This window comes from Croceibacter atlanticus HTCC2559 (genome assembly GCF_000196315.1).
Taxonomy (GTDB): Bacteria; Bacteroidota; Bacteroidia; order Flavobacteriales; family Flavobacteriaceae; genus Croceibacter; species Croceibacter atlanticus.
The window spans coordinates 2,580,094-2,592,740 of sequence record NC_014230.1; the positions used below are offsets into that span (position 1 = coordinate 2,580,094).

11 protein-coding genes, 1 other RNA gene and 1 pseudogene are annotated in these 12,647 nt (G+C 33.1%); 8 read left to right on the forward strand and 5 right to left on the reverse strand.

Annotated elements, in window-relative coordinates:
* Positions 1-86: 86 nt before the first annotated feature.
* Positions 87-2,132: an HD family phosphohydrolase gene (locus CA2559_RS11695; RefSeq protein WP_013188109.1), complete on the reverse strand. Its 2,046-nt coding sequence runs from the start codon at positions 2,130-2,132 to the stop codon at positions 87-89.
* A 109-nt stretch (positions 2,133-2,241) separates the two neighbouring features.
* Here CA2559_RS11695 and CA2559_RS11700 point away from each other — a divergent pair, with 109 nt between their 5' ends.
* The 4 genes from CA2559_RS11700 (at position 2,242) to CA2559_RS11715 (ending at position 6,022) form a co-directional block, all read left to right on the forward strand.
* Positions 2,242-3,420, forward strand: a complete 1,179-nt coding sequence (locus CA2559_RS11700) for an acetyl-CoA C-acyltransferase (protein ID WP_013188110.1) — start codon at positions 2,242-2,244, stop codon at positions 3,418-3,420.
* A gap of 9 nt (positions 3,421-3,429) precedes the next feature.
* On the forward strand, positions 3,430-4,179 hold the full coding sequence (locus CA2559_RS11705) for a C40 family peptidase (protein ID WP_013188111.1): 750 nt from the start codon (positions 3,430-3,432) through the stop codon (positions 4,177-4,179).
* Positions 4,180-4,259: 80 nt separating this feature from the next.
* Positions 4,260-5,501, forward strand: coding sequence for a DUF6638 family protein (locus tag CA2559_RS11710; protein WP_013188112.1), 1,242 nt, complete (start codon positions 4,260-4,262; stop codon positions 5,499-5,501).
* The gene (locus CA2559_RS11715; RefSeq protein WP_013188113.1) at positions 5,498-6,022 is read left to right on the forward strand and encodes a hypothetical protein; all 525 of its coding nucleotides are present in this window, start codon (positions 5,498-5,500) and stop codon (positions 6,020-6,022) included. The genes CA2559_RS11710 and CA2559_RS11715 overlap by 4 nt, the downstream gene beginning before the upstream one ends.
* Here CA2559_RS11715 and CA2559_RS11720 read toward each other — a convergent pair.
* Complete coding sequence (locus CA2559_RS11720) at positions 6,019-6,732, reverse strand: hypothetical protein (RefSeq protein WP_013188114.1); 714 nt, start codon at positions 6,730-6,732, stop codon at positions 6,019-6,021. The two genes, CA2559_RS11715 and CA2559_RS11720, sit on opposite strands and share 4 nt — an antisense overlap.
* A 181-nt stretch (positions 6,733-6,913) precedes the next feature.
* Between CA2559_RS11720 and CA2559_RS11725 the strand changes: the two genes are divergently transcribed.
* Together CA2559_RS11725 and CA2559_RS11730 are read left to right on the forward strand one after the other, a co-directional pair.
* Positions 6,914-7,495, forward strand: coding sequence for a fasciclin domain-containing protein (locus CA2559_RS11725; RefSeq protein WP_013188115.1), 582 nt, complete (start codon positions 6,914-6,916; stop codon positions 7,493-7,495).
* Positions 7,496-7,587: 92 nt separating this feature from the next.
* Positions 7,588-8,238, forward strand: a pseudogene (locus CA2559_RS11730) (TrmH family RNA methyltransferase); the annotation flags it as partial.
* 8 nt (positions 8,239-8,246) lie between these two features.
* On the opposite strand, the gene rnpB reads toward CA2559_RS11730, so the two are convergent.
* Both rnpB and CA2559_RS13610 read right to left on the reverse strand, forming a co-directional pair.
* Positions 8,247-8,556, reverse strand: an RNA gene (gene rnpB / locus CA2559_RS13630) — RNase P RNA component class A.
* Between the two features lie 16 nt (positions 8,557-8,572).
* Entirely contained in the window at positions 8,573-9,406 is an 834-nt protein-coding gene (locus CA2559_RS13610; protein ID WP_013188117.1) for a M23 family metallopeptidase, read from the reverse strand.
* Between the two features lie 83 nt (positions 9,407-9,489).
* Here CA2559_RS13610 and CA2559_RS11740 point away from each other — a divergent pair, with 83 nt between their 5' ends.
* Both CA2559_RS11740 and miaE read left to right on the forward strand, forming a co-directional pair.
* Positions 9,490-11,292, forward strand: a complete 1,803-nt coding sequence (locus tag CA2559_RS11740) for a DNA polymerase III subunit gamma/tau (RefSeq protein WP_013188118.1) — start codon at positions 9,490-9,492, stop codon at positions 11,290-11,292.
* A 1-nt stretch (position 11,293) separates the two neighbouring features.
* The gene (gene miaE / locus CA2559_RS11745; protein ID WP_013188119.1) at positions 11,294-11,875 is read left to right on the forward strand and encodes a tRNA-(ms[2]io[6]A)-hydroxylase; all 582 of its coding nucleotides are present in this window, start codon (positions 11,294-11,296) and stop codon (positions 11,873-11,875) included.
* A 60-nt stretch (positions 11,876-11,935) separates the two neighbouring features.
* On the opposite strand, the gene CA2559_RS11750 is transcribed toward miaE, so the two are convergent.
* Complete coding sequence (locus CA2559_RS11750; RefSeq protein ID WP_013188120.1) at positions 11,936-12,502, reverse strand: porin family protein; 567 nt, start codon at positions 12,500-12,502, stop codon at positions 11,936-11,938.
* Between the last annotated feature and the right edge of the window lie 145 nt (positions 12,503-12,647).

Here is a 12,647-nt window from a genome sequence, read left to right on the forward strand (position 1 = left end):
TGCAAATGTAAGAGATGCTTTCATTCTTACCAAACCTTTTTTTAGTTTTTTTTATGCAAATTTATAATGACCTAAAAATGAACTTTCTACTCAGGGTACTCTATTCTTAAATGATAGATATTGTTTAGTTTTCGTTTTAAAACCTTCTTGATGGTCTGTATTTCCTTAAACGTTATATTGGCATTTAAAAATTGGCCTTCATCCATCTGCTTGTTAATTATTTTTTCAACAAAATTATCAATTAACGTACTAGTAGGTTCTTTAAGACTTTTACTTGCTGCCTCTACACTATCACTCATCATTAATATAGCTGTCTCCTTGCTAAATGGTATAGGTCCAGGATAACTAAAATCACTTACATCTGCATCTTCGTTTGTTTTCTTTTCTTGCATGTAAAAGTAATATACAGAGCTTGTACCGTGATGTGTTCTTATAAAATCTATAATACGGTCTGGTAGCTTATTCTTCTTTGCTATCTCAATACCATCTAATACATGATCAATAATAACATTGGCGCTTTCTTGTGGTTCTAAATCGTTATGAGGGTTTACAGATGTGGTTTGGTTTTCTGTAAAATAGGTTGGGTTTTTCATTTTACCTATATCATGATATAACGCTCCTACCCTAACTAACATAGCATTTGCTCCAATTTCATTAGCAGCAGCTTCAGCTAGATTGGCAACATTTAATGAATGGTGAAATGTTCCTGGAGCAGTATTAGACATTTTTTTGAGAAGCTTTGAGTTTGTATCAGACAACTCCAACAAACTCATATCGCTAACCATTCCAAATACTTTTTCAAAAGCATAAATTAAAGGTTGTACAAACAAGGTTGCTAAACCACAAGTAACAAAATACAATATAGTTTCCCAGTTCATAGCTGTTACTGTACCTTCTCTTGTTATAGTAAAGGCAAAATATGCCAAGATATATACTAGAGTTATTTGTGCTACAGAGATAAATAAATTAGCTCGTTTATAAAGTTCAGATACTGTAAGTATGGTTACTATTCCAGCTAAAATTTGCAAAAACATATATTCATAACTATTAGGTACTATAAAGCCTAATAATAATACTGTTATAACATGTGTAAACAAACCTAATCTCGCATCGAAAAATGCTTTTAAGGTTAATGGTAATATACACAAGGGAACTAAGTACACAAATTCTGGGTTATACTTTACAACCAGCGTTGTAAGCAATACCATAACTAAGACATTAAAGAATATAAATGTTATCTGTGTGTTATTCTCAAAAATCTCAATTCTATACTTTTTAATAAATAGAAGTAACATAAGTAAAGCTAGAGATACTAAAATGGTATAACCAAAAATAACCCAATAGTAACTAGATTGGCTCCATACTTGAGACTCAAATTCTGCTTTTAGGGAATTTAATATTTTATATTTATCGCCTTCAACAACCTCGCCACGAGCAATAATCCTACTACCTTTGGTTACACTACCACGTGTATAACTTATATCCTGTAGTTTACTCTCAATTTCTTTACGTGTAAGCGTTTCATTAGCAATAACGTTTGGTTTAACTAAATCAAAAAACAGTTCTACAAATTCTGTTTCATATCTAGAGAGATTGGCTCGCTTAACTTTATTTTTAATGTAGGCTCTTAATTCGCTTTGTTTAATAAGACTTCCGTACTCTACTTCAACAGCAGCATTACCTTTTTTTAAGAACACTAAGCGGTCTTCTGCCAAACCGTCTATTTCTTGTAGAATACCTTTTTCATATATATCCTGAAATGTAGTGTTGGTAAATTTTAGAAGTTGATTGCCTTCTGTTCTTTTAATGCTATCATTAAATGTAGCTGAAAAAACTTTTGCAATATTATCTGAAACCTCTTCTACAACTTTATTATCATAGTTATAGTACGGTATTTGCTTTTGTCTTATATCCTCTTTTTCTGAAGCTATCTCTTCATCTGTCTTGAGAATAGCAAAATTAAAAGGTGCATACAAGTTTTCATACTGCCAAGGTTTCCCTTTAGTAATCTCATATTTAAATTTTCCTCCTTTTGGAAAAAGATAAACTATGAACACTGTACTCAGTGCCCATAACATAATCTTAAAAAACAATGCCTGATTCTTATACAGGTTGTCTACAAATTTAGCCATAGTCTTATGCTGATACTCAAAAGTAGTAAAATATTGCGCAGTGTACAGAATAGTTTAGATTTCCTTTTAAAATCACTAAATTCGCAACACAAAAAACAAGACATATATTATGAGTAAATCTGTAGTCATTGTAAGTGCAGCAAGAACACCAATTGGAAGCTTTTTAGGAAGCTTATCTACTGTAACAGCCACTAAACTTGGTAGTGTTGCTATTAAGGGTGCTTTAGATAAAATTAAATTAGATGCTTCAAAAGTTCAGGAAGTATATATGGGTAACGTAGTGCAAGCTGGTGTAGGACAAGCTCCTGCAAGACAGGCTGCATTAGGTGCTGGTATTCCAGAATCTGTACCTTGTACAACGGTTAATAAAGTTTGTGCTAGTGGTATGAAAGCTGTAATAAATGGAGCGCAAGCTATTGCTTTGGGCGATGCAGATATCGTTGTTGCTGGTGGTATGGAGAATATGAGCTTAATACCTCATTATGTACATATGCGTAATGGTCAAAAATTTGGACCTGCAAAAATGGAAGACGGAATGCAAAAAGATGGTTTGGTAGATGCCTACGATCAAAATGCAATGGGAACATGTGCAGATCTTTGTGCTACTGAATATGAATTTTCAAGAGAAGATCAAGATGCTTATGCAATTCAATCTTATAAGCGTTCTGCAAAAGCTTGGAGCGAAGGTAAATTTGCAAATGAAGTTGTTCCTGTAGAGGTGCCACAACGTCGTGGAGAACCTGTTGTAGTTAGTGAAGATGAAGAATATAAAAACGTAAGAATGGAGAAAATTCCTTCTTTACGTCCAGCATTTACTAAAGACGGTACTGTTACCGCAGCAAATGCATCTACAATTAATGATGGCGCAGGAGCTGTAGTTTTAATGAGTGCAGAAAAAGCAGAAGAATTAGGCTTAACACCTTTAGCAACTATTAAGAGTTATGCAGATGCAGCGCAAGAGCCTAAGTGGTTTACAACTGCTCCAGCAAAAGCATTACCTAAGGCATTAGATAAAGCAGGAATAACTATTGATGATGTAGATTATTTTGAATTAAATGAAGCATTCTCTGTTGTAGGTCTAGCTAACATGAAGATTTTAGGAATAGATGATACTAAGACCAATGTAAATGGTGGTGCAGTATCATTAGGGCACCCACTAGGATGTTCTGGTGTAAGAATTTTAATCACCCTATTAAGTGTTTTAGAGCAAAACAATGCAAAAATTGGAGCTGCTGGTATTTGTAATGGTGGTGGCGGTGCTTCTGCAATTGTAGTTGAACGTCCTTAATACTTTTTAATGCGTTACGGAATTTGTCCTCTTAGCACTGTACCAGTACGTCTGTTTCCAGAAGATTCAAGCGAGATGGTTACGCAGGCCTTATATGGAGATCACTTCAAAATATTAGAAATGCGTAAATCTTGGAGCAGAATTAGGTTTGGCTATGATAGCTATGAAGGTTGGATAGATAACAAACAGTTGTTTGAAATATCTGAAGAGATGTATACCACTATTAATCTTGCAGACCCTAAATTATCTGCAGATGTAATGGATTATATTACAACATCTCAACAGCTTATATTTCCAATTCCTATTGGTTCAGCTGTTTCCCAATCTGCTTTGTTAGAGCATATTTTTGAGGGTATAACCACAACGCATGAACAAGACAAATCTAAAATAGTAGATACTGCATTTATGTACCTTAATGCACCATACCTTTGGGGTGGCAAAACACCTTTTGGTATAGATTGTAGCGGTTTTACACAAATGGTATACAAACTTAATGGCTTTAAACTTTTAAGAGACGCATCACAACAAGCAACTCAAGGTGAGCCATTAAGTTTTATTGAAGAATCTGAGCCTGGTGATTTAGCATTTTTTGATAATGCAGAAGGACAAATTACACACGTTGGCATTATGATGAAAGACCATTATATAATACACGCACATGGTAAAGTACGTATAGACCGTATAGACCATTCAGGTATTTATAATGTTGAAAAGAATGAACATACGCATAAACTAAGAGTTATAAAGTCCATTGTTTAATTATAGTCAACTGTAACTTTTTCTCTTTCTCCACAACTTATAAATAGTAGATTACCTACATTTAATCTCTATTTATTAAAATGCAAAAACTTAAAGACGCTAAACTTTATAAAGGTGAACTTGTTTCACTTAACACACCATTGGTAAACCGTTACAACCAATGTTTAAAACTTATTGGTATAGCGCCAACAGCATTAACACAAATATCTGTCGATGGTATTGGCTGGTCACCAGAAGTAGCTGAAGAAAAAGGTAATCTTTATTACTTAAATATAGGAGAAGCAAATACAAATGCAATTATCATCTCTCCAGAACAACACCGCAAACCTGTTTATTTTCCGTTTCATAGTTTTGACAAAGATATTATGTACGGCATCTTTGCTGCACATAAAAAAGCAATTACAGATATAACAAGAGATGGTGCTATTTGTGTAGATTTAGATCAATTTATTGATGCCTTTTATCATCCTTTAGATCTTTTAAAATATAAAACTATTTCTACTGGTTTTAGGATTTTAAATGACTTAGACAAAAAGCAAGAAGAACAACTTGAGCTTATAGAGACATTTTATGAAGGTAACAACTTTATAGATGATCAAATGCACATCAAGTTATTAGCTTCAGCAATAAAACACGGCGATTTAAGACAAAGAAAACTTAAGCTTACTCCTTTAACATATCAAACAACTTCATTTTATACTAAAGCATTTGGAGGTGTATTTGTGCTAAGAGATTTTATACAGACCATTCTTATTTTCGAAGATGATAAAAATTATAAAGAAGCTATAAAAGATACAGAACAAGATGTTCTAATTTATAAAATTACAGATGATGAGTTACTCGATAAACTCATAGATCACAGCATAATTACAAGTGATATTGAAGATGAAGCAAAAACAGAACGTTATGCGCGTATTAAAAAGTTTGTGCTTTCAAGATACTTAACACATACAGATCACTCTATAAAAGACATTTTAGAAGATCATATTCTTTTTAAAAGTTACTTACACAAAATTAATGAGTTGGACAGGAACACCGTGCTTTGTGTAGATAAGTTTGTGGCCAAATCTGCATCTGTAACAGAAACCACAAAAGACCAAAAGCAATTTTTTAAAGCTTTGGCAAAACCTCACAGCTCTTTACAAGATGAACACCTTACTTTAATTTGGAAGTTATTATTAAAGATTGCACCATTAGATATTGTAAACCTTTATTATTTTGAAAAGGAATTGTTTTACGACCATTATAAAAACTGGGATGCTTCATTAAAAGATTGGGCTATTGCAACAATTAAAGAAGACCTTAAAAGCCATAGCTTATGACTTTAGAGATTATTGTATTTATTTCTGCTATCTTATTTGGGATTCTTTGGTATTGGAGAGAATCTAGAAGCAACCGTACATTTAGAATGCTAAATAAAATTACACACGCCAAGCATTTACAGATGAAACCAGATGACAGTAAAGGTTTTTTACATCAACAAAACTTTTTACTTCGTCTTGTTTACATTTCACTTTTATTTTTGGCAGCGGCATTGGCTGTAATGGCATTAACTCCAATATCAATTGCGAGTGTGCAATTGTTTGTAGCTTGTATTGTAGGAACTTTAATAGGTAGCTATGTTGCCTCTGCAGTATTGTTTGCTAATAAAAAAATTACAGAAAACTCAGATATTGTTGAAGATACCTTAGAAGACACTTTCGACAAAGGAAAAACATTTGTAAATGATTTAAGAGGAGAACACAAACCTACACCACAACCTAAAGAGACAGTAAAACAGGAAGAAATAACTCCCAAAAAAAGTGCTAGAGAACGCCTTAGAGATAAAGGCTATTTAGATTAAGCATTACTATATGCACTGTTCCAAATTGCTGTATTAAAGTTTTTACCTTTTGCAAAACCATAATATAATACAATAGCTGCAACAGCTTTAAACATAAAGAAAAACAAAAGAATATACTCTTGTAAAGTCTCTTCCTGCTTAGTTAATAATGACATTGGAAATAAATATGTTGCCAAAATGCTTGTTACAACTATTAATACTAAAAGATTTTCAAACGTTTTAAATGGCCACATAGCCAGTTTTCTAAAAGGGCTCAAGTCATTTCCCCATTTATGTATTAAATAGTAATAACCATTTCCAATTGGCGCAAACAACAAAGGATCATCTGCATTCTTTAATCTAAAGAGTTTAGATGGTGCCATAATCTTAAAGCCGCTTAGCGCTATATTATGTTCTTTTTCAAGAGTTTTAATTTTCAATATGGCTTCATATGGTATATCGCTTTTAAAATAGTTACTGTCTAAAAACCGTAATCTATAATCTACACATATCTTCTTTATCGTGTTAATGTGATAAATATTCTTGGTTAAAAGCAATTCTGGATTAAAATTATTTTGAGAGTTTAATGGTTGCTCTGTAAGCTTATTCAATATTTTATCATCTTCTGCTGTAACATTTTCAAAAATCTCAGAAACTACATTAGATATGAATTCATTCCGGTTATTTCTTTCTTTAACTAGCTGTTTTTCAATATTAACCCTTTTCAACATAACGACATATTTTATTTTAAAATTAAAGAAAAGGCTTCAATTTTGAGCAGTATATGAGCAAGTTTTGTGCACTTATAAGACATTTTAACTATTGTTAAATTCTTCACAAACCAATACTTTCAAAAAACCTAGTAAGACATACAGACGTTTATTAGATATATAACAACTAAAAATTAAAATAATGAAAATTTCAAATGTATTAAGTGTAGCAGTACTAATGGCTGCAATGTTTGTAGGAACAACATCTTTTGCTCAAGACAAAATGATGAAAGAAGAAACTAAAATGGTTGGTGGTGCAGCAATGTACCCAAGCAAGAACATTGTAGAGAATGCTGTAAACTCTAAAGATCACACAACTTTAGTTGCTGCTGTAAAAGCTGCAGGTTTGGTTGAGACTTTAGCTAGTGAAGGTCCTTTTACAGTTTTTGCTCCAGTAAATGCAGCTTTTGACAAGTTACCAGAAGGAACTGTTGAAACTTTACTTATGGAAGAAAATAAAGCTCAATTACAAGGTGTTTTAACTTACCACGTTGTAGCTGGTAAAGTAAATGCTAGTGATTTAGTAAAAATGATTAAGAAAGATGGTGGAAAACATACAATGAAAACTGTACAAGGTGGTACTTTAACTGCAATGTTAGATGGTGCTCAAGTTAAAGTAATGGATGCTTCAGGAAATGCAGCAACTGTAACTATTGCAGATGTTAACCAAAGTAATGGTGTAATTCATGTAATAGACACTGTATTATTACCAAGCACAAAATAAAAGACCACATCTTAGCATATAATTAACCCGAAGCTTAGGCTTCGGGTTTTTTTATGCCTTGTAATAAGGTTATTATTCTTTATTTTGCAGTAATGAGAGACCAGAAATTATTAGACTACCTACAATCTTACCTTACGCCAAGACGCCAAGAGCTTTTTAAAAAGGTACTATCGCAACGCACCAATCATTTTACTGTTGCTACAGAAGATGTGTACCAATTACACAATACAAGTGCCGTTATAAGAAGTTGTGATGTATTTGGTGTTCAAAATGTGCATATTATTGAAGAACAAAATGCAAAGAAAATTGACAGAGAAATAGCTATGGGCGCTCAAAAATGGGTAACTATTAACAGGTATCATAGCGTACAAGACTCTATTAAATCACTTAAAGAAAAGGGCTATCAAATTGTAGCAACATCTCCTCATATAGAGTCTCATAATTTAAGAGATTTTGATGTTACTAAACCGTCTGCTATCTTCTTTGGAACCGAAAAAGATGGTCTAAGTGAAGAGGTATTAAATCAGGCAGATAGCTATATAAAAATACCTATGGTTGGTTTTACAGAAAGTTTAAATATTTCAGTCTCAGCAGCTATTATACTTCAGCATATCACTAACGAGTTAAAACAGTCTGAAGTTGATTGGAAACTAACAGATGAGGAGTTTTTTGACACACAACTACTTTGGACAAAGAATACCATTAAAAGTTCAGATAAAATTATTGAGAGGTATTACGAAAAGGAAGATATAAAAAAAGCAGATCTATAAGCCGGATTCTGTACTCCTAAAAGAAGCCCTTATCATTTATCTTGAATTATTGTTGCCAATAATCTCTAGCTGCCTACCCTTCAACATTGGGCGCACAACCCTCAAACGTTGATTTACATGACATTGCACCTTGTAGAGTTTACCTGGTTTCACTACAGCTTAACCTGTACATTCTTTCTGTTGCACTTGTCCTCGTCTTAAAAACGGACGGCTGTTAGCCGCTACAATGTGCTATGGTGTCCGGACTTTCCTCTCTATGAAAATTCATACAGCGATAAGGCGATCTGCTTTAGCTTGCAAATATATATTATTGTATGTTCTTAGGACGTGTAAAGGTATCTCCAACCTCTAAAATCTTAGACTTATTTTCATCGTTTATAGTAAACTTTACAGGCACAGTAACATACCTGTCTAAATTAGGATGTAAACGCTGCACCTCAAAATGTAATTGAGGTTCAGATACCTGTCCTGTTGCACCACTTAGCGCCAAAACGTCTCCTATATTAACATACTGTCCAACTTTTACAAGTACACTCTCGGCTTGCAGGTGTTGGTATTTAGCAAAAGTACCATCATAATGTAATACCTGTACAAAATTAGCATCACTAGCGCAGCTTTCATCTGGACAACCATTTGTACTATCTTGCTTAATATATACCACTAAACCACGTCTTGCTACTGTAACCTTAGTACCTGTAGGCATTGCAAAATCTATAGCTTCAATAGTTTTATGGGTGTTACCTTCATCATAAGCTTGTATAACTTTAAAAGCTTTGCCTTCTTCATAGGGCAAGTAATACTTTAAGTTTAAATCGTGTTTTGTATTAAAATTACCAATACTCTCTACCCAAGAATATGTAAAATCTCTATTCTTAATTCTACGTTTAGCTTCCAAGTGCATAATTTTCTTTTCAACACCTGGCCCAATAGTATCTGTAAACTCATATCTATTATCTGTCTTATAGCCATAGACATCAAATTTAACTTTATAAGACATTACATAAGGTTTGGTGTTTTTTACAAGAATATCAAAAGCATAACCAGGTATAGGTACTTTCTTAAATAGTAATGATGTAGAGGTCTCTTGTGCTTGAGCAAAAAGAGAAAAACAGATAAAAGCTAAAAGTAGTGTAGTTCTCATTGTGAATAACCTTATAAATAATTGCGATTTGGAAACACAAACTTAGGGTTTCTATTTTTATATTTGCTTATAAGCTTAATTTTATGGAGCATTTTATTGTATCGGCTAGAAAATATAGACCCACAACCTTTGCAGATGTTGTAGGCCAACAAGCGATTACAAATACGCTAGTAAATGCTATTGAAAACAATCATTTAGCACAAGCTTTATTGTTTACAGGACCTCGAGGTGTAGGTAAAACTACTTGCGCAAGGATTTTGGCAAAGAAGATTAATCAAGATGGTACAGATGTAGCAGAAGATGAAGATTTTGCCTTTAATATTTTTGAGTTAGATGCTGCATCTAATAACTCTGTAGATGACATAAGAAACCTTATAGACCAAGTGCGTATACCACCACAAGTTGGTCATTATAAAGTTTATATTATAGATGAGGTACATATGTTATCTCAAGCTGCTTTTAATGCGTTCTTAAAAACATTAGAAGAGCCACCTAAACACGCAATCTTTATTTTAGCAACCACAGAGAAACATAAGATTATACCTACTATTCTTTCACGTTGTCAGATTTTTGATTTTAAACGTATTACTGTTACAGATGCTAAGCAATACCTTGCAAATATTGCAGAGAAAGAAGGTGTGAATGCAGAAGATGATGCATTACATATTATTGCACAAAAGGCAGATGGTGCAATGCGAGATGCACTTTCTATTTATGATAGAGTTGTAAGTTTTAGTGGTAACAATCTTACAAGACAAGCTGTTACAGAAAATTTAAACGTATTAGATTACGATACGTATTTTGAAATGACAGATCATATTTTAAATAATAATATTCCTGAAGCATTAGTTCAGTTTAATACCATACTAAGTAAAGGTTTTGATGGTCATCATTTTATTGCAGGAATGGCCTCACATTTTAGAGATTTGTTAGTGTGCAAAAATCAAGAAACCATACAATTATTAGAAGTTGGCGACCAAACCAAACAACGCTATGTTAAGCAGTCTCAAGAAGCTTCTAAAGCCTTTTTAATTGAAGGTATTGAGCTCGCCAATTCTTGCGATCTAAAATATAAAACAAGTAGGAACCAACGTTTACTTGTCGAACTTTGTTTAATGCAGCTTGCCTCTATCACTTTTGATGGAGAAAAAAAAAACCGCAATAGTTTCATAATACCTGCAAGTCATTTTGCTAACAGAGAAACGCCTCCAAAACAAACCTTAGGAAACAGTAAGGTGAAAATTGCTGAAGAGCAAAAAACTATCATACAACAAGAAGAGCATCCTATAGCCTCACAAGCTTCAGAGGTTTCAGAACGCTTGCAACCTACAACTAAAGACACTTCTACTAATACTTTAGTAAAAGAAGATGTAACTACTGGTAATAAAGTCAATAGCGCTCCAAACATAGACCTTGGCGTAGCGCGTAAAAAAACTTCGGCGCTTTCTATGAAAGGCTTAAAGCGCAAAAAAGAAATCTTAGAAAAGAAACAAGAAGCAGATGCCATTGGTAAGGATATGCCTAAGGAAGATTTTACAGAAGAACAGCTGCACGACGTTTGGAAAGCATATATAGATAAGATTAAGACCAAAGGCGGAAAAATAATGGCATCTATCCTAGCTACAGATATCCCAAGAGTAGAAGGAACAAATTTATATATTCAACTTCCCAACGTTACCATGAAAACAGAAGTTGAAAGACACTCCTACCATCTTATGACGTTCTTAAAAAAGGAACTTCAGAATTATGACATTCAACTTTTTATTGATGTAAATGAAGAAGCTGCCAAAAAGTATGCGTTTACACCAATGGAAAAATACAACAAGCTTAGAGAGAAAAATCCATTAATTGATGAGCTTAGACAAACTTTTGATTTAGATATATAATATGCTTGGTTTAAAACTTCCTACAGATCCTAGATGGGTTAATATTGTTGAAAAGAATATTGAAGACATTTTAACAGATCACGCTTTTTGCGAACAAAAAGCAGCCTCGACCGCCATTAGCTTAATTGTAAGCTTTCCTGAATACACAGATTTAGTACAGGAAATGACTGCTCTAGTAAAAGAAGAAATTAGCCATTTTAAAATGGTTCATGATAAACTAATTGAAAGAGGATATACACTTGGCAGAGACAGAAGAGACGATTATGTTTTACAGTTATTAAAGTTTTTTCCTAAAGGCGGAAGTCGTACCACACAATTAGTACACAGGCTTTTATATGCTGCTTTAATTGAAGCAAGAAGTTGTGAGCGTTTTAGATTACTTTCTGAAACTTTAAAAGATGAAACGCTAAGAGAGTTTTACAGAAAACTTATGGTTAGTGAAGCCAATCATTATACAATGTTTCTAAGTTTTGCAAGACAGTATGGCGAAACAAATGAAGTAAATGAGAAGTGGCAATCTTTACTTGATTATGAAGCAGAGATTATGAAAAACCTCAGCAAGTCTGAAACTATACACGGATAACAAAAAAAAAACGTCTGACAACAGATTGCCAGACGTTTTTTAATATTTAAAAATAGTCTCTTATAACCTGTACCCTAAAGATACCTGTACGTAGCTATTCTTTATATCTTGATCTACATTAAGTTCATTTACATCTTCTGTAATGTTAGATAGACCATATACATAGCGTGCTTCAATAAAAAAGTTATCAGAAAGGTTAGCTCCTAAACCACCCGATACAGCATAATTTAAGTTATTAAAGTTATCGTTTTGGTCTTGTTCCCATTCCCAAATTTTTAAACCAACCTGTGGACCTAAATGAATGTTTAGATAATCTGTAACATTATATTTAAGCATTAACGGTAAATGTATGTAGTTAACTCTAAACTCCTCTAGTTTGCCACCTTGTGCAGAGTATTGCAGCTCTGGTTGAAATGAGAAAGATCTACTAAAAGGAATTTCAACAAAAAATGCTGCTTGAAATCCAACTCTAGCATCTATCTCATCTATTTCTGTAGCATCACTATTTAAACTAGACACGTTTATTCCAGCTTTAAATCCAGAAAGTACGCCTGTAACACGTTGTGCGTGGATAGAGAATACAGAAAGCAACGTAAACATTGCCGTTAAAAGGAAAAATCTTTTCATAAGAAAACAAGTTAAAATATTGATTATCTAAGTTATGACTAATTTAATGGTATTATTTAATAAACTTTATAACAATCCCATTTTTCTTCTTAATGTCTATTTATAGGCTAAAGATAAGCATAAATATATTCATTTTAAGATAACA

Bases quoted from the DNA above. Each gene is read 5' to 3' on its own strand.
- CA2559_RS11705 (WP_013188111.1), top strand. From the start codon at position 3,430: ATGCGTTACGGAATTTGTCCTCTTAGCACTGTACCAGTACGTCTGTTT.
- CA2559_RS11695 (WP_013188109.1), bottom strand. From the start codon at position 2,132: ATGGCTAAATTTGTAGACAACCTGTATAAGAATCAGGCATTGTTTTTT.
- CA2559_RS11715 (WP_013188113.1), top strand. From the start codon at position 5,498: ATGACTTTAGAGATTATTGTATTTATTTCTGCTATCTTATTTGGGATT.
- CA2559_RS11725 (WP_013188115.1), top strand. From the start codon at position 6,914: ATGAAAATTTCAAATGTATTAAGTGTAGCAGTACTAATGGCTGCAATG.
- miaE (WP_013188119.1), top strand. From the start codon at position 11,294: ATGCTTGGTTTAAAACTTCCTACAGATCCTAGATGGGTTAATATTGTT.
- CA2559_RS13610 (WP_013188117.1), bottom strand. From the start codon at position 9,406: ATGAGAACTACACTACTTTTAGCTTTTATCTGTTTTTCTCTTTTTGCT.
- CA2559_RS11720 (WP_013188114.1), bottom strand. From the start codon at position 6,732: ATGTTGAAAAGGGTTAATATTGAAAAACAGCTAGTTAAAGAAAGAAAT.
- CA2559_RS11740 (WP_013188118.1), top strand. From the start codon at position 9,490: ATGGAGCATTTTATTGTATCGGCTAGAAAATATAGACCCACAACCTTT.
- CA2559_RS11710 (WP_013188112.1), top strand. From the start codon at position 4,260: ATGCAAAAACTTAAAGACGCTAAACTTTATAAAGGTGAACTTGTTTCA.
- CA2559_RS11750 (WP_013188120.1), bottom strand. From the start codon at position 12,502: ATGAAAAGATTTTTCCTTTTAACGGCAATGTTTACGTTGCTTTCTGTA.
- CA2559_RS11700 (WP_013188110.1), top strand. From the start codon at position 2,242: ATGAGTAAATCTGTAGTCATTGTAAGTGCAGCAAGAACACCAATTGGA.